The organism is Brevundimonas sp. A19_0 (genome assembly GCF_017744255.1).
Classification (GTDB): Bacteria; Pseudomonadota; Alphaproteobacteria; order Caulobacterales; family Caulobacteraceae; genus Brevundimonas.
On record NZ_JAGHQP010000024.1, the window covers coordinates 1 to 20033 of the forward strand.

Genomic DNA, 20033 nt, shown 5'->3' on the forward strand with positions numbered 1-20033 from the left:
ACCCCCGCCAGTCCGCCCCCCAGCACACCGGCCCCGCCCAGCAAAAGAGTGCGCTTCGCGTCCCACGCATCATCGGCGGGGCCAGGCGCCGCCTGAACGACAGGCGGGTCGCCTGACGCGGGCTCGGCCGCCGCGACAGGGGCGATGAAGCGATAGCCGTGCTTGGGCACAGTCTCGATATAGGTCGGCCGCCCGGCCGTATCGCCCAGCTGCTTTCTCAGGGTGCGGATGCACTGCGTCAGGGCTTCGTCGGTGACCGGAATGCCGCGCCACACCTGGTCGAGGAACTGGTCCTTGGTCACCAGCTGACCAGGACGCTCGACCATCAGGATCAGGGCGTCGAGATACCGGGCGCTGATCTCGACCGGCGCGCCGTCCTGCATCAGCCGACGATTCACGGGGTCGAGGGTGAAGGCACCGAAGCGAAGGCCGTCCGTCGTCAATTTCAGCAAACCCTCAGCCGTCGCTCATGCCGCTCAGGGGCAGACGCCTCACCCTGCCAGCGTCCACCAACGCGGGAGCAAAGGCAATGGAGCAAAACAGGGAAGCGAGGGCATCATGGTCGATCTGATCCTGCCGGGGCAGGGGGCCGGCCTGGTCCGCCTGCTGGGCCAGCGTCGCGGCCGGGCGACCCGGCTGAAGCTGCGCGGCGGGCGCGAGGTAGTGGCCCACAACTGCGCCTGGGGCATGGGCTATTCCGCCGAGTGGGAGCACCTGACGGTCAACCTGTCCCCGCGCGTGCCGACGGCGCCCGTCGCCGCCCTGTCCTCGGCCGAGGTGCTCACGGCCGAGGACCCGGACACGGGCGCGCTTCTGTATCGCCGTCTCAGCGGATGAGGGTGGCGATTCCGGTCAGGGTGTCGCGCAGGCCGGCGCGGCGCTTGGCGGCCTGATCGGTTCCCGACGGGTCGATCTCACCGGCCAGCGCCAGCAGGTCGCGGGCGAGTGCGGGGTCCTTGCGGTTGCCCTCCACCAGCGGTTCGGCCCGGTCCAGCGCTGCCGTCACCCGCGCGGCCAGACCCGCATCCAGTCCGCCATCGCGCGCGAACTGGTCCAGATAGGCGCGACCGACGACGGGATGCGCCGGCCAGCTGACCGGGTACTGCTGCTGCGGATTGACCGTCCCGCCTTCGTCGGCGAGGGCGGCGGCGGCGATCTCATTGGCCGTCAGATATTCGCTGGGCGTCAGGGTGAAGACGTCGAGGCCACGTCCGATTTCCGAGCCATAGACCCGGCCATTGTACCAGTAGACCGACCAGTAGCCGCCCGATCCCTGGCGCTCGGCATTCACCGGACCACGGTCGAAGTAGGCGATCTCGAACGGCGCCGAGGAGTTGGTGAAGTCGCTGATCGACAGCCCACCCTGGTACCAGGCCTGAACGAACAGGTCGCGTCCCGGCACCGGGATCAGAGAGCCGTTGTGGGCGACGCAGTTCTCCAGCTCGGTCTGGGCGGCCGGCAGCTTGTAGTAGCTGCGGAACTCCAGCTGGCCGTCGACGATGTCATAGATGGCGTTGGCACCCCAGGTCATGGGGTCCTGCACCCGGCAGCGCGGCCGTCCGCCGCCGCCCCATTCATCGGTGAACAGCACCTTGGTCGCGTCATTGTTGAAGGTCGCCGAGTGCCAGTAGGCAAAGCCCTCGTCGACCACCGCATCGATGCGCTTCGGCGCGCGCGGATCGGACACGTCGAACAGCACGCCGTTGCCCGCGCAGGCGCCCGCGGCGATGCTGCGCGTCGGGAAGATGGTGATGTCGTGGCAGTGGTCGGTCTGGCGGGTGGTCTGGGTGCCCGGACCGTGGTCGCCCCCGCGCCACAGGCCGGCGATCTCGCCGGTTTCGGCATCGGCAAAGACAGCGGGGCTGTCGATGATGCGTGACCGCGACGGATCGGCCAGCGGGATCTCGATCACGTCCACCCGGAACAGGGCAGTGCGCTCATCGCCCGGCGTGCCGACCACGCAGCCGGCCAGCTCGGCCTCGTCGCGCACGCTGGCGGTGCCCGAGTTATAGACGATCAGGCGCCGCTCGTCGGACGCCACGACGGTGTGGGTGTGCGAGCCGCGGCAGGTCTGGACCTGTCCGACCTGGATCGGGCGCAGCGGATCGGTGATGTCGAAAATCCGCAGGCCCCGGAAGCGGTCCGGGCTGGCACCGGGCCCGACGCCCTCGCGGCCGCAATCCACGCGGCCGTTGGTCGACTCCACCGACATCAGCATCAGATTGCCATAGAGCGACACGTCGCCCTGTCCGCCGGGGCAGACGATCGAGCTGATCAGCTGCGGCTCGGGCGCGTCCGTCAGGCGATACAGATTGATGCCGTGATAGTTGCCGACCGCCAGCAGGTCGCCCTGGAAGGCCATGTCGGTGTTGGAGAAGCTGAGGAAGGGCGAGCGACGGCCCGTCTGGTCTCCGACCTGCGGCGGCAGCCCGGCGGGGTTGGTGGGGTCGAAGAAGCCGGTCGGCTTGGGCAGGCTGGCGATCAGCTGCATGTTGCTGGCCGCCTGTTCGGCATCACGGAAGCCGGCGCGCAGATTGGTCCGGGGGTCGGGCGAGGCCGCGCGCAGCAGCCCCGTCATCCGGTTGATCTCGGCCTGCTGCTCATTGGTCAGGTCATTGATGAAGCGGAACAGGATCGGGTCATAGGCGGAGCCCGGGCGCGACAGCAGGGTCGACACCATGGTCAGCGCGCCCTCGTGGTGGGGGATCATCAGCTCGAGGAACAGGCGGTCGAACTCGGGCCCGGTGGCGGCGGCCAGGCGTGCCATCTGCTCGGGCGAGGCCATGCCCGGCATGCCGGCGTGGCTGGCGTGGGCGGAGTGATCCATGCCGCCATGCGCCGAATGGTCCATGGCCCCGGTCATCGGCGCCGCCTCGCCACGCTCGGTCAGCCACCCGCGCATGAAGGCCATCTCGTCTTCCTGCGAGGCCAGTACGCGGGCCGCCAGATCGCGGATGGCCGGGGTGTTGGTCCGCTCGGGCGCCAGCATCGCCATCTCGACCGCCTGTCCATGGTGGACGATCATGCCCTGCATGAAGGCGACGTCGTCGGCCGAATAGCGGTTGTCGGCGATCCGCGCCGCTTCGCGCCCCTCCAGCGCGCGGCTGGCCTCGCCGGGGGCACCCGGCTGGATCAGCGGGGCTTCCTGGGCAAGGGCGCCCGTGGCGAACAGGACGATGCCCATGGCGGCGGATGCCCCCAGGAATTTGCGGATCGACGCGCCGGAATTCTGCAAGGGAAGCCTCCAGGAATGTGACAATCCCTTACGGCTAGCACGGGGTTCCCCCCAACCAAAGCACCGGAACTGCGTCAGGGTGTCCGCCAACGAAAAGGGGCGCAGCCTGCGCTACGCCCCTTCAAGGTCATGATCTGTCCGGGGCGGGCTCGGTTCGGGATCAGCCCCGTTGTTCGATCGGGGTGTAGTCGCGGGTGGTGGGGCCCGTGTACAGCTGGCGCGGACGGCCGATCTTCTGCGACGGATCCTCCATCATCTCCTGCCACTGGGCGATCCAGCCCACGGTGCGCGCGAGGGCGAACAGCACGGTGAACATGGTGGTCGGGAAGCCCATGGCCGACAGGGTGATGCCCGAATAGAAGTCGACGTTCGGGAACAGCTTGCGCTCGATGAAGTACTCGTCGTTCAGCGCGACCTTCTCCAGCTCCATGGCGACCTGCAGCAGCGGATCGTTCGGATCGCCAACGGCCTTCAGCACCTCGTGGGCGCTTTCCTGCATGACCTTCGCGCGCGGGTCGTAGTTCTTGTACACGCGGTGGCCGAAGCCCATCAGCTTGTACTTCTTGTCCTTCACGCCCTGGATGAACTCCGGAATCTTGTCCGGGGTGCCGATCTCTTTCAGCATGTTCAGCGCCTCTTCGTTGGCGCCGCCGTGCGACGGGCCCCACAGGCAGGCGATGCCCGCGGCGATACAGGCGAACGGATTGGCGCCCGACGAGCCGGCCAGACGAACCGTCGAGGTCGAGGCGTTCTGCTCGTGGTCGGCGTGCAGGATGAAGATGCGGTCCATGGCCTTGGCCAGCACCGGATTGACCTCATAGTCCTCGGCCGGGACGGCGAAGCACATCCGCAGGAAGTTTTCCGAATAGCTGAGGTCGTTGCGCGGCGAGACGAACGGCTGGCCGACCGAGTATTTGTAGGCGCGGGCCGCAATGGTCGGCATCTTGGCGATCAGGCGGATGGCCGAGATGTTGCGCTGCACCGGATCATGGATGTCCAGGCTGTCGTGATAGAAGGCCGACAGGGCGCCGACCGTGCCGACCATGATGGCCATCGGGTGGGCGTCGCGACGGAAGCCCTCGAAGAAGCGATCAAACTGCGAGTGCAGCATGGTGTGCATGGTCACGCTGTTCTCGAAGGCCGCATATTGCTCGGCCGTCGGCAGCTCGCCGCGCAGCAGCAGGTGGCAGACCTCGACGAAGTTCGACTTGGAGGCCAGCTGGTCGATCGGATAGCCGCGGTGCAGCAGCACGCCCTTGTCGCCATCGATGAAGGTCAGGGCGCTTTCGCAGGCCGCCGTCGAGGTGAAGCCCGGGTCATAGGTGAAGGCGTCTGTGGCACCGTACAGTTTGCGGATGTCGATGACGTCCGGTCCGGTCGAGCCCGACAGCACCGGCAGGTCTACGCTCTTGTCGCCATAGGTAAGGGTGGCCGTGCCGGTCGGGGAGGTGGTGTTGGTCATCTGCGTCCCTGTGTGCATGCCGACCGGGTGCCCCCGACCGGGGCGAACCGCTTAGGAGTCGCGATCCGCAAATGAGTTATGGCCGTTCACTTAGTATGTTGCAGCGCATCATCCAAGCGACCGAGGGCGTCTTCCCGCGATATTGAGGCCAGTGTGCGTGCGATATCGGGAGAGGCAGCCCCTCCCGTCAAGGCCGCGCGCAGCGCCGGACCGATCTTGCCAAAGCCAACCCCTTCGCTCTCGGCAAAGGTTTTCAGCGTGGAATCAAGGGCGTCCACCGACCAGTCGGTCTGATCGGCCAGCACAGGCCGAAGGCGCGAAAGGCGCGCGGTCGCGTCCTCGGTCAACTGGCCACGCGCCTTGTCGGAGATCACGATCGGGCGATCCATCAGGGCAAAGCCCGCCTGGTCTCGCAGCTCGATGAGGGTCGTGGCCCGATCGCGGATGTGGGGCAGGGCGCGGGCCAGACGCGGCTTTTCCGTTTCGTCCCGGGCGACCAGATCGACCAGCCGCGACACCTCTGCCTGACGGATCCAGTGGGCGTTCACATGGGCCAGCTTGGCGAAGTCCAGCCGGGCCGGGGCCTTGTTGATCCCAGAGAGGCCAAACCACTCGATCGCCTGAGCGTCGTCGAACAGTTCGTCATCGCCATGGGCCCAGCCGAGGCGGGCCAGATAGTTGCGCATGGCCTCGGGCAGGTAGCCCATGTCGGCATATTCGTGGACGGCCTGGGCGCCGTGGCGCTTGGACAGCTTGGCGCCGTCCGGGCCGTGGATCAGCGGGATGTGGGCGAACACCGGGCGGGTCCAGCCCAAGGCGTCATAGATCAGGGCCTGACGCGCGGCATTGTTCAGGTGGTCGTCGCCGCGGATCACATGGGTCACGCCCATGTCGTGGTCGTCGGCTACAACCGCCAGATTATACGTCGGATTTCCATCCGAGCGGAGCAGGACCAGGTCGTCCAGATCCTCGGCGCGCCAGCGAACCGTGCCCTGGACGGCGTCGGCGATCTCGACGCTCTGCTCTATCGGGCGGCGAAAGCGCACGACGTGGGGCTGGGCCGGGTCGCCTTCGGCCGGGTCACGGTCGCGCCAGGGCGAGACAAAGGCGCGCTTTTCGGCCTTGGCCTCGTCGCGCAGGCGGCCGGTCTCTTCGTTAGAGGTCCAGTCGCGATAGGCATGGCCGGTCTCGACTAGGGTATCGACAACCTCGCGGTGGCGGTCGGCGCGGGCGTGCTGGAAAACGGGCGAGGCGTCAGCGGTCAGGCCCAGCCAGTCCAGACCGTCGAAAATCGCCTTCACCGCCGTCTCGGTCGAACGCTCGCGATCGGTGTCCTCGACGCGGATCAGGAACCGCCCGCCGTGGTGCCGGGCAAAAAGCCAGTTGAAAAGCGCTGTTCTTGCACCCCCAATGTGGAGGTATCCCGTGGGAGAGGGAGCAAAGCGCGTGACGACGTCAGTGGGGGCGTGGGAATCGGTCAAGGGGGACGGGATTGGCCAAGGTTCAGGAAGAGGCCGCCCTTATACCCCCTGAGGGCCCGCTGCCCAGCCTGCCGTGGCGAATTGGCCGGTGGGCTATACAGGGCCTGCGCACGGCCGTCGATTGCCAGACCGATCGGTGGCGGTTGTGGGCGCCCGTGGCCTTCGGCGGGGGCTGCGGCCTCTATTTCGTTCTCAAGACAGAGCCGCCGCTCTGGCCGCTGGCGCTGGCGGTCCTGTTCTGTGCCGGCCTGTGGGGGGCCGCTCGCCATCAGCGGTTCGGGCGCGCGGTGACCGTGCCGCTGATGCTGCTGACCTGCCTTGCGGCCGGGGTGTCGGTGGCCAAGCTGAGGTCGGACAATGTCGCTGCGCCCATCGCCCCGGCGACCGGCGATCCGGTGGTGGTCGAGGGCTGGGTTCTGGACGTCGACAGTCCCGGGGCCCGCGGGGCGCGCGTCATCCTCGCGCCGGTCCGGGTCAGGGGGCTGGCGCCGGAAGAGACGCCCATACGGCTGCGCGTCACGGTGCGGGGCGAGGTGCCCCGGCCCGGCGATGCGGTCAGCGTGTTCGCCATCCTGAATCCGCCCCCCGGTCCTGCGGCGCCCGGGGCCTACGACTTTGGCCGCACGGCCTGGTTCCAGAGCATGGGCGGTGTCGGATTCGAGCTGGGCCAGACCCGCTGGATCGACCTGCCGCCGCCGCCCTGGACGCTCCGCCTGCGGATGGCAGTCAACCAGTTCCGCTACGGGCTGGCCGAGCGGCTGGTCGAGCGGCTGGGCCCGCGCGAGGGCGGGGTCGCGGCGGCCATGACCACCGGCCACGAGAGCTGGATCGCGCAGGAGACCTACGACACCATGCGGGACTCCGGCCTGATCCACATCCTGTCGATCTCGGGCCTGCACATGGCCATCGTCGGGGGCTTTGTCTTCTTCGCCGTCCGGTTCGGCATCGCCGCCGTGCCCTGGCTGGTGCTGCGCGTGCCGGGCAAGAAGGTCGCGGCATGGGCCGGCTGGGCGGCCGTCATCGCCTATCTGGTCATATCGGGCGCGCCCCCTCCGGCCGAGCGCGCGGCGATCACCGCCTCGGTGGCCTTTCTCGCCATCATCCTCGACCGGCCCGCCATCAGCATGAATGCCCTGGCGGTCGCCGCCTTTGCCGTCCTGCTGCTTCAGCCCGAGGCGATCGTCACGCCCGGCTTCCAGATGTCGTTCGCGGCCACGGCGGCGCTCGTCGCACTGGCCGAAAGCTGGCCGCGTCGTCCGCGCGAGATCCAGGTGCCGCTGCCGATCCTGATCGCCCAGCGGGCCGGCACCTGGGTCGGGCTGGCCATTCTGGCGAGCTTCGTGGCTGGCATGGCGACCAGCCCCTTTGCCATGCAGCATTTCAACCGGACCGCCGTCTACGGCCTGCCCGCCAATATGCTCAGTTCGCCGCTCGCCGACTTCGTCATGATGCCCATGCTGGCCCTGGGCGTCATGCTGCAGCCCTTCGGCCTTGGCGGCCCCTTCCTGACGGTGGCGGGATGGGGGATCGAGGCGATCATGGCCATCGGCTCGTGGATTTCCCGCCTGCCCGGTGCCGTGATCCATACAGCCAGCGCGCCGGTAGTCGCCCTTCCAGTCGCCTTCGTCGGCATCCTGTTCATCTGTCTGTGGCGGGGCCGCCTGCGCTGGCTGGGCCTGCCTCTGGCCGCTGCGGTGCTGGTCTGGCCGCGCCCGCCTGCGCCCGACCTGTGGATTGCGGAGGCCGGCAGCAATGCGGCCCTCGTCACGGGGGATCAGGCCCTGATGCTGCGGCGTGTCGGCAGCTTTTCGCGAGACGTCTGGTCGGGGCGGCGCGGGCTGGAGGCGGTTGACCGGGAAGGGGAGGGCTGGATCTGCGGGCGCACCCACTGTGCGCCCGACGCACCGGGACCGCTGGCCCTGTGGTGGGGCCGGCGCGCGCCGGACGACCAGCAGCTGGCCGACCTGTGCCGCTCGGCCGAGGTGGTCAGTGTGCGGGTTGAGCTGCCCGCCCTGCCGGACGCCTGCACCGGGCGTCTGGTGCTGGACGGGCGCGACTATGCCACGGGCGGCAGTGTCGAGCTTTGGCGCACCGGGACAGGCTGGCGCGCCCTGTGGTCAACGACCGCGCGGGGCGACCGCCCATGGAATCGCCTGGGCGATCCGGACTATCAGGAATAGCGGCGGATCAGTCCGACCAGACGACCCTGAACCTTGACCTGGTCCGGGCCGAAGATGCGCGTCTCATAGGCCCGGTTGGCGGGCTCCAGCGCAATCGAGGCGCCCTTCTTGCGCAGGCGCTTCAGGGTGGCTTCCTCGTCCTCGACCAGGGCCACGACGATCTCGCCGCTACTGGCGCTGTCGACCTGGCGGATGATGGCATAGTCGCCGTTCAGAATGCCCGCCTCGATCATCGAATCGCCTTCGATCTCGAGCAGATAGTGTTCCCCGGCCCCCAGCAGAGCCTCGGGCACCGCCATGCGGTCGCGCTCGTGCTGGATGGCCGCGATCGGCGTACCGGCGGCAATCTTGCCCAGCAGGGGCAGTTCGCGCGTGCCCGGCTCATTGGCGTTGGCTGCGGGACGACCGCCGCCCTCGATGACGTCAGGCACAAACGGTCCGCGCGCCCGGGCCGGCTGGGCGGCCGCCTGATCGGGCAGTTTCACGACCTCGAGCGCCCGCGCCCGGTGCGCCAGACGGCGGATGAAGCCGCGCTCCTCCAGCGCCGTGATCAGCCGGTGAATGCCCGACTTGGACGCCAGGTCCAGCGCCGCCTTCATCTCGTCGAACGACGGAGAGACCCCGGTCTCGCGGATACGCTCATGAATGAACATGAGCAGTTCGTGCTGTTTGCGCGTGAGCATGGAGACCTCTGACCCGAATCTGTTCCGCCTGTGGACAATAGCGGAACACACCGCGAACGTCCATGCTGTGTTCGTGAGGTGTTCTGGTTAAGGAGCGGTTAGCGGGGTGGGCTCACCCCATCAACGCCCTTGTCGCCGCCTCCACATCCGCCTGCCGCATCAGGCTTTCGCCCACCAGCAGGGCGTCGGCGCCGGCGCGGGCGACGGTGGCTACGTCCCAAGGCGTGAACAGGCCGCTTTCGGCGACGAGGGTGGCGCCTTCAGGGGCCAGCGGGGCCAGCCGGGCGAAGGTGGCGATGTCGACCTCGAAGGTGCGCAGCGACCGGTTGTTCACCCCGATCAGGTCGGCGCCCAGCCGGGCGGCGCGGGCCATTTCGGCCTCGTCATGGGTCTCGACCAAGGCGTCCATTCCGAACCGGCGCGCCTCGGCCAGCAGGTCGGCGGCGAGGGCGTCGTCCACCATGTCCATGATGATCAGGATGCAGTCGGCGCCCAGCGCCCGGCTCTCGGCCACCTGCCAGGGGTCTACAAGGAAGTCCTTCCGCAGGCAGGGCAGGCTGACCGCTTCCCGAGCGGCCACCAGATAGGCGTCGTCGCCCTGAAAGCTGGGCCCGTCGGTCAGCACCGACAGACAGTCGGCGCCGCCGCGTTCATAGGCGCGGGCGAGGGCGGGCGGATCGAAGTCCTCGCGGATCAGGCCCTTCGACGGACTGGCCTTCTTGATCTCGGCGATCAGGCCGGGGCGGCCGGTGGCCCGGCGGGCCAGCAGGGCAGCCTTGAAGCCGCGCGGGGCGGGTGCCCCGGCGGCGCGTGCCTCGACCTCGGCCCGCGACAGGGCGGCCTTTCGCGCGGCGACGTCCTCGCGCTTGTAGGCGGCGATCCGGACCAGCACGTCGCTCATGCGTCCGGCTCCGGCCGGGTGTGGCTGATGGCGGACAGGCGGGTCAGGGCCAGCCGCGCGGCGCCCTCGTCGATGGCCCGGGCGGCCAGCGCCACGCCTTCGGTCAGGGTTTCGGCCTTGTCCGCGACCACCAGCGCCGCCCCGGCATTCAGCAGCACAATGTCGCGATAGGCCCCCGGCGCGCCGTCCAGCAGGTCGGACAGGGCCCGGGCATTGGCCTCGGCATCGCCACCGACCAGAGCCTCGGGATCGGCGCGTGACAGGCCGGCATCCTCGGGCGTGACGGTGAACCGGCGGACCTTGCCCTCGTGCCACTCCGCCACCTCGGTCGGGCCTGTGGTGGTCAGTTCGTCCAGCCCCTCGCCGTGGACGGTCCAGGCGCGCTCGGCCCCCAGACGCCCCAGCACCTCGGCCAGCGGCTCCAGCAGGGCGGGGTCATAGACGCCCATCACCTGACGCTTCGCGCCTGCCGGATTCGACAGTGGGCCCAACAGGTTGAAGACGGTCCGGAAGCCGATCTCGGCGCGGATCGGGCCCACGTGGCGCATGGCGCCGTGATAGGCGGGCGCGAACAGGAAGCAGATGCCGGCCTGATCCAGCGCGCGCCGCTGGATCTCGGGTGGGGCCATCAGATCGACCCCCAGCGCCGCCAGCACATCCGACGAGCCGGACTTTGAGCTCAGCGCCCGGTTGCCGTGCTTGGCGACCTTCAGCCCCGCACCCGCCAGCACCAGGGCGGCGGCGGTCGAGACATTCCAGGTATGGCGTCCGTCCCCGCCCGTGCCGCAGGTGTCGATCACCGGATAGGGCACAGGGAAGGGCGTCGCCGCCTCGCGCATGGCGGTGGCGAAGGCCGCGATCTCCTCGACCGTCTCGCCGCGCATGCGGAGCGCGGTGACGGCGGCGGCGACCTGGGCGGGGGTCGGCTCGCCCCGAAGGCAGGCGGCGAAGAAGGCCTGGGCGTCCGGCCCGGCCAGCGGCCGCCCCTCGATCAGCTGGGCCAGCAGCCCCTTGAACCCGTCCGACATCTCAGGCCGCCTGTTTGCGGCGCACGCCCGCCAGGTCGAGGAAGTTGGCCAGCATGGCGTGGCCGTGCTCGGTGGCGATCGACTCGGGGTGGAACTGCACGCCGTGGATCGGGCGGCTGACGTGGCTTAGGCCCATGATCTCGCCGTCCTCGGTCCAGGCCGTGACGGTCAGCACATCGGGCAGGGTCTCGCGGCGCACGGCCAGCGAGTGATAGCGCGTGGCCGTGAACGGCGACGGCAGGCCGGCAAACAGGGTCTGGCCCTCATGGTGGATGGGCGAGGTCTTGCCATGCATCAGCGCCTTGGCCCGGATGACCTCGCCGCCGAAAATCTGGCCGATGGCCTGGTGGCCCAGACAGACGCCAAGTATGGGCAGGGTCTCGGGCGCCTGCTCGATCAGCGACAGACAGATGCCCGCCTCATTGGGCGAGCACGGGCCGGGCGACAGCAGCACCGCCTCCGCGCCGGCCGACAGGGCCTGATCGACGGTCAGCTCGTCATTGCGCACCACGCGCGTCTCCACACCCAGCTCGGCCAGGTAGTGGACGAGGTTCCAGGTGAAGCTGTCGTAGTTGTCGATGACGAGGATCATGAGCGGCTTCTAGAGCGGCGGGACGCGCGCGCCAAGCGGCGGAGCGTAAACCCCGCGTTAACCCAATCAGACTGGTCTGGGCCGACTGAGGGAGGCCGGACCATGGACATCGCACCCAAGCTTGCAGAAGCGCGCCGCCTGCTGGACGGGCAGGGCACCGCCGCGCCGCGCAAACAGGCTGTCGGCGCGCTGGCCGCGATGGCCCTGCTGGCGGCGGCCGCCATCCTGATGGCCGGAGCCGTGGTGCTGGGGCCGGGCGTCCAGGTCGAGGACCCGGCCGCAACCGCCTCAGTCATTTCCTGAGACGAATCTCCAGGCGTCCGCGGCGGCCCGCATGGGCGCGCGCGCCTTGGCCAGGGTCTCGGCATATTCGGTAGCCGGATCGCTGTCGGCCACCACGCCCGCACCGGCCTGCACATGGATCTGGCCGGGCGTGAACAGGGCGGTGCGCAGCACGATGCAGATGTCGGCCTGACCGTCCGCCGAGATGTAGCCGACGCCGCCGCCATAGCCGATGCCGCGCTTTTCGGTCTCGAGCTCGTCGATGATCTCCATGGCCCGCACCTTGGGCGCGCCTGACAGGGTGCCGGCGGGCAGGGCGGCCAGCAGGGTGTCTACGGCGTCGAGCCGGGGGTCCGCCTCGCCGGTCACGTTCGAGACGATGTGCATGACCTGACTGTAGCGCTCGACGACGAAGCTCTCGGTCACGGTGACGCTGCCCGGGCGGCTTACGCGGCCGACGTCGTTGCGGCCCAGATCCAGCAGCATCAGGTGCTCGGCCCGCTCCTTGGGGTCGGCCAGCAGTTCGGTCTCGAGGCGCTTGTCCTCGATCTCGTCCGCGCCGCGCGGGCGGGTGCCGGCCAGCGGGCGGATGGTGACCCCGCCGTCCTTCAACCTTACCAGAATCTCGGGGCTGGAGCCCGCCATCTGGAAGCCGCCGAAGTTCAGATAGAACAGATAGGGCGAGGGGTTCTGGCGCCGCAGCGAGCGGTAGAAGGCGAACGGATCGCGCGTCCATTCGGCGGACAGCCGGTGGCTGAGCACCACCTGAAAGATATCGCCCGCCTCGATATAGCGTTTGGCCCGGTCGACCATGCCGTCAAAGGCCGGGCCGTCGACCCGGGTGCGGAACTCGGGCGCGGGGCGGGGCCCGGCGCGCGGACGCGGCAGGCCCTGGTCGAGGCGCGTCTCAAAGTCATCCAGCCGGGCGATTGCCTGCGACAGGGCCTGATCCGCCGGGGTCGTCCCGTCCGGATAGGCCGCGGCGACCAGCACGATCTCATGGCTGACCGAATCGAAGATGGCGACCAGAGAGGGCCGGGCCAGCACGGCGTCGGGCAGGTCCAGCGGATCCGGGTTGGCCTCGCCCAGCGGCTCCAGTAGCCGCACCATGTCATAGCCGAACGCCCCGAACAGGCCCGCGGCCATGGGCGGCAGGTCGGCGGGCAGGTCGAACCGGCTGGCGGCCATCAGGCGCCGCAGCGATACGAGCGCGCCGTCCGGCTCGTCGACGAACCGCTCCGAGGCGATGTCGGACCCGCGCGACAGGGCGGCCTGTCCGTCGCGGCAGCGCCAGACGACGTCGGGATCAAGGGTCAGGATCGAATAGCGGCCCTTGACCGCGCCGCCTTCGACGGACTCGAGCAGGAAGGCGTAGGGGCGGCCCTGACCGACCTTCAGATAGGCCGAGACCGGGGTCTCCAGGTCGTCGATCCGGCGACGGACGACGACCTGGGGCGTACCGGCATTCCAGGCCCGGGCAAATGCGTCGGCGTCGACCGGCGCGCGTTCGTCGATCATTGAGCTCCGGCCGGGGCAGGGGCTTCCTCGGGCAGGCCGAGGGCCTGACGCGCGGCGCCGACATCATAGCTGGCCTTGGCACGGGCCTGGGTCCAGCCGATGGCGCTTTCGCCCATCCCGCTGACCACGTCCTGGGTGACCCGCGGGCGAACGCGCTCGGCGATCGGCGCGACCATCGACGGGTCGGAGGCGCGAACGTCGTCCACGACGCCGACGGCAAAGGCGGTCTGGCTTTGCGGCTGCACGAACACCTGGCCCTTGGCCTGGCCGAACAGGCCCTGGGCGACGCCCTGGCCAATGGCCTCGACGGTTTCCTGATCCTGCAGGACACCCTCGCGGGACATCAATGTCGCGCCGGCCGACCGGGCGACCTCGGCGATGTCCTCGCCGGCGCGGACGCGCGCGGCCAGTTCCTCGGCCTTGGCGCTGAGCAGACGGCTGTTCTCGCGGGCGGTCCACTCGCGCACCAGAATGTCGCGCACTTCGTCGAGCGCAGGCATGGAGGCCGGGCGGATCTTGTCGAGGCGCAGGACGAAATACTGGCCCTGACCGGCGTCGATCACGTCGCTGATGCCGCCCTCGGGCAGGCGCCAGGCCGTCTCGAAGATTTGCGGCGGCGCATTGATCTGGCTGCCATCGGCGCGGACACCCTGCTCGGTGAAGGCAGGAAGGGTGATGATGCGCGCGCCGACTTCCTCGACGGCCTCTTCCATCGATTTGCCGCTGTTGCGGGCTGCCTCATAGCGGCTGACCCGGTCGAACTCGGCGCCCTTCTCGGCTTCGCCCTGAAGCTCCTGGACGATGGCCTCGCGCACGCCGTCCAGCGTGGCGGCTTCACCGGGCTGAATGGCGGTCACCTCGACCACGGCAAAGCCGACGCGGCCCTGAACCGGGCCCGAGACGCCGGGCCCCGACATGCCGAACACGGCCTCGGCCACGGCCGGATCGGGCACGGCGCTGCGCGGGGTTTCCGAATAGGGGGTGGCTTCGACGCCGGGGTTCTCGCCGGCTTTCAGCGCCGCGGAAATGCGCTCGGCCGCCTGGGCATTGGCCGCCGGATAGACCGAGAAGGTGCGGCGTTCGGGGATCGACAGGGCGTCCTTGCGGAACTCGAATCGCTCCTGGATGGCCTCTTCGCTGATCTCGGGGGCCTGTCCCGGAGGGCTGTCGAACAGCACGATCGAGGCGATGCGGGTTTCCGGACGGCGCAGCTGGTCGGCGTTCTCGGCCATGAAGGCATTCAGCTGTTCGTCGGTCGGGGCGGGCGCACTGCCGGCCATCGCCTGGGTCACGGCGAACCATCGGCCATCGCGGCGCTCGAGCGCGCCATTGGCGATCACGGCACCGTAGATGCGCGGGACGCGGGCGGCGGCATAAAGCGAGGCGCCGAAGTGGTTCTGGGCATATTCATTGCGCAGATTGCCCTCCAGCTGGGCCGGCGTCAGGCCTTCACCCTGCAGGACGGTCTTGTAGGATTCTTCGTCGAACTTGCCGGTGATCTGGTTGAAGAAGGCGGGGATCTGGCGGATCTGCTGAAGGATCAGCTCCTTGCCGGGCCGGATGCCGACGCGGTGGGCCCAGCTCTGGAACGACAGCTCCTGAACCTTACCTTCCAGATAGCGGACGTGGATGTTCTGGTTGACCAGGTCCTCGGCCGTGACGGGCTGGCCGGTCTGCTCCTGATAGTTCTTGACGATCTTGTCGAAGTCGGTGCGGAACTCCTGCTGGCTCAGGCTGCGGTCACCGGCCTTCACCACATGGCGCGGCCCCAGCGAGGCGAAAATGTCCGCCTGACTGCCGCCCAGCACCATGAAGCTGAGGATGATCAGCCCCACCAGGCCGATGGCCCACGGCGACTTGGCGAAATTGCGGAAGTGGCTGATCATGACAAACCTTGAGCAGTGCGCAGGTACCCACGACGGGCTTTATCGGCGTATAGGGGCACCAGCCCCCTTGCGGCAAGACGCTGGCTTGGCGCATCCGTCATCTGCATCGAAAACTGACCGTGGGAACGCCCGTGAAACTGATCGTCGGCAATTGGAAAATGAACGGCCTGACCCCGGCTCTTGAGGAAGCTCACGCCCTTGGCCAGATGATCGAGGCCGAGCCGGTCAAGGCGCGCGTCGGCCTTTGCCCTCCGGCGACCCTGATCGCCCAGATGGCATGGAAGCTGCGCGGCAGCGCCGTCGAACTGGGCGGACAGGACTGCCACGACAAGGATTCGGGCGCCTTCACCGGCTCGGTCTCGGCGCCGATGCTGGCCGATGCGGGGGCAAGGCTGGTGATTCTGGGCCACTCGGAGCGGCGCGAGGGCTTTGGCGAAACGGATGCCGATGTGGCCGCCAAGGTCGAGGCGGCCCTGCGCGCCGGGCTTGAGCCGATCATCTGCGTCGGCGAGTCGCTGGAAACGCGCGAGGCGGGGGACGCCGTGGCCTTCGTCACAGGTCAGGTGCGGGCCTCGCTGCCGGACAGCCTCAAGGACCGGGCCTTTGCCGTTGCCTATGAGCCCATCTGGGCGATCGGCACCGGCCTCACCCCCACCCTGGAGCAGATCGGCGAGGTCCATGCCGCCATTCGCGCAGCCCTGGTCGAACGACTGGGCGACGGCGGTCGACAGGCCCCGATCCTGTACGGCGGCTCCATGAAGCCGGACAATGCGGCCGATATTCTGGCGGTCGCCGACGTCGGGGGTGGTCTGGTGGGCGGCGCCTCGCTGAAGGCGGCCGACTTCATCCGGATTCTCAAGGCGGCCTGAGGGCTCACGGGCGGTCCGATCGGGTTTGCGCCCTCCGGACAAGAATGATAGAGCCCGCCGCTTGATCGGCGCAGCCTCGCGCCACACATAGATGCGGCCATGCTCCAGACAATTCTCCTCGTCGCCATCATTATCGTCTCGCTCGCCATGACGGCGCTGGTCCTGCTCCAGCGGTCCGAAGGCGGCGCACTCGGAATGGGGGGCGGGCCGTCGGGCTTCATGACGGCGCGCGGCGCGGGCAATCTGCTGACCAAGTCGACCTGGATCGCGGCCACCCTGTTCTTCCTGCTGGCCATTGGCCTGACGGTGGCGGGCAACATCTCGCGTGGCTCCAGCTCGGTGGTGGACGCCGATGCCGTGGGCGCCCTGGTGGAATCGGCCCCGACCGAGGCCGACGGAGTGGAGGTGCAGCCTGCCGCTCCGCCGACCGCCCTGCCCGGACAGGCTCCGGCCGCGCCGACGCTGGACGATCTCGACGCCGAAGCCGTTTCGGAACCCGCCGCCCAATAGGGCCTGACCGCCAACCTGTACCCGGCTTTCAACAGGCGTTTGTCCTCGCGAGAGGATCGCCCCTGTGCGCGCCGCGAATCGACGCTAAGGTGACCCCCCATGGCCCGTTATGTGTTCATCACTGGCGGCGTGGTTTCCTCATTGGGAAAAGGCCTCGCCTCCGCCGCTCTCGGCGCGCTTCTGCAGGCGCGTGGCTACAGCGTTCGGCTGCGCAAGCTCGACCCCTATCTGAACGTCGACCCGGGCACGATGAGCCCGTACCAGCACGGCGAGGTGTTCGTCACCGATGACGGCGCCGAGACCGACCTCGACCTGGGCCACTATGAGCGCTTCACCGGCGTGTCCGCCGCCAAATCCGACAACATCACTACCGGCCGCATCTATTCGACCATCCTCGAGAAGGAGCGGCGCGGCGATTATCTGGGCGCGACCGTCCAGGTCATTCCGCACGTTACTGACCAGATCAAACAGTTCTGCCTGACCCCCGCCCTGACAGACGAGGGCAAGGAGGTCGACTTCGTGCTCGTCGAGATCGGCGGGACCGTGGGCGACATCGAGGGCCTGCCGTTCTTTGAGGCGATCCGCCAGTTGGGCCAGGACCTGCCGCGCGGCCAGTCGTGCTTCGTGCACCTGACGCTGCTGCCGTTCATCAAGACCGCCGGCGAGATGAAGACCAAGCCGACCCAGCACTCGGTCAAGGAGCTGCGGTCGATCGGCATCCAGCCCGACATCCTGCTGTGCCGCAGCGAATACCCCATCCCGGCCGACGAGAAGCGCAAGATCGGCCAGTTCTGCAATGTGCGCCCGTCGGGCGTCATCCAGGCGATGGACTCGGCCGACATCTATGCGGTGCCGCTGGACTATCACCGCGAGGGGCTGGACGCCGAGGTTCTGGCCCACTTCGGCATCGACGACGCGCCCGCGCCCGATCTGACCGGCTGGGAAGAGATTGTCCGTCGCCGCCTTCAGCCCGATGGCGAGGTCACGGTCGCCGTAGTCGGCAAATACACCGTCCTCAAGGATGCCTATAAGTCGCTGATCGAGGCCCTGCATCACGGCGGCGTGGCCAACAACGTCAAGGTGAACATCGACTGGGTCGAGGCCGAGACCTTTGAGGGCGATCGCGAGGCCTGTGACGCCCGCCTGCAGGGCGCCCACGCCATCTTGGTGCCGGGCGGCTTCGGCGCGCGGGGCGCCGAGGGCAAGATCCAGGCGGCCCGCTTCGCCCGCGAGCGCAACATTCCCTATTTCGGCATCTGCTTCGGTATGCAGATGGCGGTGATCGAGGCGGCGCGGCACCTGGCCGGCTTCCCCGACGCCTCCTCGACCGAGTTTGGCCCGGCGGACGAGCCGGTGGTCGGCCTGATGACCGAATGGACCGTGGGCAACCAGCGAGTCCTGCGCCAGGCCGACGGCGACCTCGGTGGCACCATGCGCCTGGGGGCCTATGACTCGACCCTCCAGGCCGGCTCACGCATCGCCGATATCTACGGCACGACCGACATCAGCGAGCGGCACCGCCACCGCTATGAGGTCAACATCAACTATCGCGAGGCGATCGAGGAGAATGCGGGGCTGATCTTCTCGGGTCTGTCGCCCGATGGCGTCCTGCCCGAGACCGTCGAGCGCACCGACCATCCGTGGTTCATCGGGGTGCAGTACCACCCCGAGCTGAAGAGCCGGCCATTCGCGCCGCATCCGCTGTTTGCCAGCTTCATCGAGGCGGCGGTGGTGCAAAGCCGACTTGTCTGATGGGACCGGCCGACTATGCCCTGATCGGCGTCGGTCTGGTCGCTGCGGCGGCCCTGTTTCACCCCAGGCTGCTGAGGTCGGGTCGCTGGCGCGCGACGGTCACGCCGCTGGCCTCGATCATCGGCTCGGGCTTTCTGGTCGCCGGCCCGGTGCTGGCCTCGCTGGCGGGGCATCTGGCCATTGCCGCCATGCTGGCCCTTTGCGCGGCCGGCTATCTGTTCGGCTCGGCCATCCGGCACAACATCGGCCATGTCGAGCCCGAGCTGGACAAGCCCGGATCGCGGGGCATCAAGGGGCTGGAGCGCGCGTCCGAGCTGACGCTGGCGCTCGCCTACTTCGTCTCGGTCGCCTACTACCTGCACCTGTTCGCCGCCTTTGGCCTGCGGCTGGGCGAGGTCACCGATCCGGTCTGGATCCGGGCGGCCGCCACAGTGGTCATCGCTTCGGTCGGCCTGATCGGCGGGCTGTTCGGACTGAACGGGCTGGAGCGGCTGGCGAGCAGCGCGGTGGCCCTGAAGCTGGCCGTGATCCTGGGCCTGTTCGGGGCGCTTGCGGTGGCGGCCTGGCTGGCCATCCAGGGCGGCACCTTCGCTTGGTCGGCCCCGGTGCCCGACGCCGGGCTGCAGGACCTGCGCGTCCTGCTGGGGCTGGTCATCCTCGTGCAGGGCTTTGAGACCTCGCGCTTCCTCGGTGCGGCCTATGACGGCCCCATGCGCATCCGCACCATGCGCCATGCCCAGTGGATCGCCACGGCCATCTATCTGGTCTTCTTCCTGCTGATCACCAGCCATTTCACCGGCAGCGAAAGCCAGGGCGCGGGCGAGACGGCGATCATCGACATCCTGCGGCCCGTCGGCATGCTCATCGCCCCGGCCATCATCCTGGCGGCGCTGGCGTCCCAGCTTTCGGCGGCAGTCGCCGACATGAACGGGGCGGGCGGCCTGCTGCATGAGGTCTCGGGCCACCGCGTGCGGGTGCGCTGGGGCAATGTGGTGACGGCAGCAGCGGCCATCGCCATTGTCTGGACCTCCGACATCTACGAGATCATCACCTGGGCCTCGCGGGCCTTCGTGCTCTATTACGCGCTGCAGTCGGTGCAGGCGGCGTGGTCGGCCTGGCGCCTCGGCAGGAAGGGCAGGGCAGCCCTCTACGCGGGCGCGATCGCTCTGGCCGTCATCGTGCTGGTCTTTGCAGTCCCGGCCCAGGCCTGAGCCCGCCGAAGCTGGTGCGGATGAGAGGACTCGAACCTCCACGCCTCGCGGCGCTGGAACCTAAATCCAGTGCGTCTACCAGTTCCGCCACATCCGCCAGGTTCTGGCGTGGCCTTAGACCATTTCGGCGCGGGGAGGGAAGGGGTCAGCCGGCCTCGACGGCGGCCAGGGTTTCCTCGGCGGCCAGCCATGCGGCCTCGGCCTCGTCCAGCGCGGTCTGGGCCCTGGCGCGGGCGCGGGTCAGGCCTTCGAGCTTCGACGGATCGTTGACCGAGGCCTCGGCCAGATCGTCGTCGATGCGGGCCAGCTGATCGGTCAGGCGCGCCATCTCGGCCTCGGCCTTCTTCGCGGCATGGCGCAGGGTCGAGGGCGAGGGGGTCTTGTCCTTGCTCCCGCCAGACTTGCTGGCGGCGGGCGAGGGTTGGGGGGCGGGCGTTGCGGCG

17 protein-coding genes, 1 tRNA gene and 1 pseudogene are annotated in these 20033 nt (G+C 68.9%); 7 read left to right on the forward strand and 12 right to left on the reverse strand.

Annotation, left to right across the window (positions count from 1 at the left end; translation table 11 throughout):
• A partial coding sequence (locus J7346_RS13935; protein WP_209120577.1) for a transcriptional regulator occupies nt 1-452 on the reverse strand: 452 nt, incomplete at its 3' end.
• A 106-nt stretch (nt 453-558) separates the two neighbouring features.
• Between J7346_RS13935 and J7346_RS13940 the strand changes: the two genes are divergently transcribed.
• Entirely contained in the window at nt 559-837 is a 279-nt protein-coding gene (locus J7346_RS13940; RefSeq protein WP_209120578.1) for a hypothetical protein, read from the forward strand.
• Here the strand turns inward: J7346_RS13940 and J7346_RS13945 are convergent.
• The 3 genes from J7346_RS13945 to gltX form a co-directional block, all read right to left on the reverse strand.
• Entirely contained in the window at nt 827-3235 is a 2409-nt protein-coding gene (locus J7346_RS13945) for a DUF305 domain-containing protein (protein WP_209120579.1), read from the reverse strand. The genes J7346_RS13940 and J7346_RS13945 overlap by 11 nt on opposite strands.
• A gap of 160 nt (nt 3236-3395) precedes the next feature.
• Complete coding sequence (gene gltA / locus J7346_RS13950; protein WP_209120580.1) at nt 3396-4697, reverse strand: citrate synthase; 1302 nt, start codon at nt 4695-4697, stop codon at nt 3396-3398.
• An 86-nt stretch (nt 4698-4783) separates the two neighbouring features.
• Nucleotides 4784-6178, reverse strand: coding sequence for a glutamate--tRNA ligase (gltX, locus tag J7346_RS13955; protein WP_209120581.1), 1395 nt, complete (start codon nt 6176-6178; stop codon nt 4784-4786).
• A gap of 11 nt (nt 6179-6189) precedes the next feature.
• Here gltX and J7346_RS13960 point away from each other — a divergent pair, with 11 nt between their 5' ends.
• Nucleotides 6190-8358 (forward strand): ComEC/Rec2 family competence protein, encoded by a 2169-nt coding sequence (locus tag J7346_RS13960; protein ID WP_245157903.1) that lies wholly within the window; start codon nt 6190-6192, stop codon nt 8356-8358.
• Here J7346_RS13960 and lexA read toward each other — a convergent pair.
• The 4 genes from lexA to J7346_RS13980 form a co-directional block, all read right to left on the reverse strand.
• A complete protein-coding gene (gene lexA / locus J7346_RS13965; protein ID WP_209120582.1) occupies nt 8349-9041 on the reverse strand; it encodes a transcriptional repressor LexA in 693 nt (230 codons plus the stop codon). The two genes, J7346_RS13960 and lexA, sit on opposite strands and share 10 nt — an antisense overlap.
• A 112-nt stretch (nt 9042-9153) precedes the next feature.
• Nucleotides 9154-9942 carry an indole-3-glycerol phosphate synthase TrpC gene (gene trpC / locus J7346_RS13970; RefSeq protein ID WP_209120583.1) on the reverse strand — a complete coding sequence of 263 codons (789 nt, stop codon included), beginning with the start codon at nt 9940-9942 and terminating at the stop codon, nt 9154-9156.
• Entirely contained in the window at nt 9939-10970 is a 1032-nt protein-coding gene (gene trpD / locus J7346_RS13975) for an anthranilate phosphoribosyltransferase (protein WP_209120584.1), read from the reverse strand. The genes trpC and trpD overlap by 4 nt, the downstream gene beginning before the upstream one ends.
• Before the next feature lies 1 nt (nt 10971).
• A complete protein-coding gene (locus J7346_RS13980; RefSeq protein WP_209120585.1) occupies nt 10972-11562 on the reverse strand; it encodes an aminodeoxychorismate/anthranilate synthase component II in 591 nt (196 codons plus the stop codon).
• A gap of 102 nt (nt 11563-11664) precedes the next feature.
• On the opposite strand from J7346_RS13980, the gene J7346_RS13985 reads away from it, so the two are divergent.
• On the forward strand, nt 11665-11865 hold the full coding sequence (locus J7346_RS13985) for a hypothetical protein (RefSeq protein WP_209120586.1): 201 nt from the start codon (nt 11665-11667) through the stop codon (nt 11863-11865).
• Here J7346_RS13985 and trpE read toward each other — a convergent pair.
• The gene (gene trpE, locus J7346_RS13990) at nt 11851-13362 is read right to left on the reverse strand and encodes an anthranilate synthase component I (RefSeq protein WP_209120587.1); all 1512 of its coding nucleotides are present in this window, start codon (nt 13360-13362) and stop codon (nt 11851-11853) included. The genes J7346_RS13985 and trpE overlap by 15 nt on opposite strands.
• Nucleotides 13359-15248 (reverse strand): peptidylprolyl isomerase, encoded by a 1890-nt coding sequence (locus J7346_RS13995; RefSeq protein WP_209120588.1) that lies wholly within the window; start codon nt 15246-15248, stop codon nt 13359-13361. The genes trpE and J7346_RS13995 overlap by 4 nt, the downstream gene beginning before the upstream one ends.
• 113 nt (nt 15249-15361) lie before the next feature.
• Here J7346_RS13995 and tpiA point away from each other — a divergent pair, with 113 nt between their 5' ends.
• The 4 genes from tpiA (at nt 15362) to J7346_RS14015 (ending at nt 19590) form a co-directional block, all read left to right on the forward strand.
• Nucleotides 15362-16117, forward strand: a complete 756-nt coding sequence (tpiA, locus tag J7346_RS14000; protein ID WP_280636530.1) for a triose-phosphate isomerase — start codon at nt 15362-15364, stop codon at nt 16115-16117.
• Nucleotides 16118-16216: 99 nt separating this feature from the next.
• Nucleotides 16217-16627, forward strand: coding sequence for a preprotein translocase subunit SecG (gene secG, locus J7346_RS14005; protein WP_209120590.1), 411 nt, complete (start codon nt 16217-16219; stop codon nt 16625-16627).
• A gap of 99 nt (nt 16628-16726) precedes the next feature.
• Nucleotides 16727-18379 (forward strand): CTP synthase, encoded by a 1653-nt coding sequence (locus J7346_RS14010; protein WP_209120591.1) that lies wholly within the window; start codon nt 16727-16729, stop codon nt 18377-18379.
• A complete protein-coding gene (locus tag J7346_RS14015) occupies nt 18379-19590 on the forward strand; it encodes a hypothetical protein (RefSeq protein ID WP_209120592.1) in 1212 nt (403 codons plus the stop codon). Before J7346_RS14010 ends, J7346_RS14015 begins: the two co-directional genes overlap by 1 nt.
• A gap of 12 nt (nt 19591-19602) precedes the next feature.
• On the opposite strand, the gene J7346_RS14020 is transcribed toward J7346_RS14015, so the two are convergent.
• Together J7346_RS14020 and J7346_RS14025 are read right to left on the reverse strand one after the other, a co-directional pair.
• Nucleotides 19603-19687 (reverse strand) — tRNA-Leu (locus tag J7346_RS14020).
• A 48-nt stretch (nt 19688-19735) separates the two neighbouring features.
• Nucleotides 19736-20033 (reverse strand): annotated as a pseudogene (locus J7346_RS14025) (ABC transporter ATP-binding protein); the annotation flags it as partial.

What these genes read in the sequence shown, in the direction of transcription:
- gltA (WP_209120580.1), bottom strand. Translation starts at nt 4,697, where the DNA reads ATGACCAACACCACCTCCCCGACCGGCACGGCCACCCTTACCTATGGC.
- J7346_RS13940 (WP_209120578.1), top strand. Translation starts at nt 559, where the DNA reads ATGGTCGATCTGATCCTGCCGGGGCAGGGGGCCGGCCTGGTCCGCCTG.
- secG (WP_209120590.1), top strand. Translation starts at nt 16,217, where the DNA reads ATGCTCCAGACAATTCTCCTCGTCGCCATCATTATCGTCTCGCTCGCC.
- trpE (WP_209120587.1), bottom strand. Translation starts at nt 13,362, where the DNA reads ATGATCGACGAACGCGCGCCGGTCGACGCCGACGCATTTGCCCGGGCC.
- J7346_RS13985 (WP_209120586.1), top strand. Translation starts at nt 11,665, where the DNA reads ATGGACATCGCACCCAAGCTTGCAGAAGCGCGCCGCCTGCTGGACGGG.
- trpC (WP_209120583.1), bottom strand. Translation starts at nt 9,942, where the DNA reads ATGAGCGACGTGCTGGTCCGGATCGCCGCCTACAAGCGCGAGGACGTC.
- J7346_RS13995 (WP_209120588.1), bottom strand. Translation starts at nt 15,248, where the DNA reads ATGATCAGCCACTTCCGCAATTTCGCCAAGTCGCCGTGGGCCATCGGC.
- J7346_RS13980 (WP_209120585.1), bottom strand. Translation starts at nt 11,562, where the DNA reads ATGATCCTCGTCATCGACAACTACGACAGCTTCACCTGGAACCTCGTC.
- trpD (WP_209120584.1), bottom strand. Translation starts at nt 10,970, where the DNA reads ATGTCGGACGGGTTCAAGGGGCTGCTGGCCCAGCTGATCGAGGGGCGG.
- lexA (WP_209120582.1), bottom strand. Translation starts at nt 9,041, where the DNA reads ATGCTCACGCGCAAACAGCACGAACTGCTCATGTTCATTCATGAGCGT.
- J7346_RS14010 (WP_209120591.1), top strand. Translation starts at nt 16,727, where the DNA reads ATGGCCCGTTATGTGTTCATCACTGGCGGCGTGGTTTCCTCATTGGGA.
- J7346_RS14015 (WP_209120592.1), top strand. Translation starts at nt 18,379, where the DNA reads ATGGGACCGGCCGACTATGCCCTGATCGGCGTCGGTCTGGTCGCTGCG.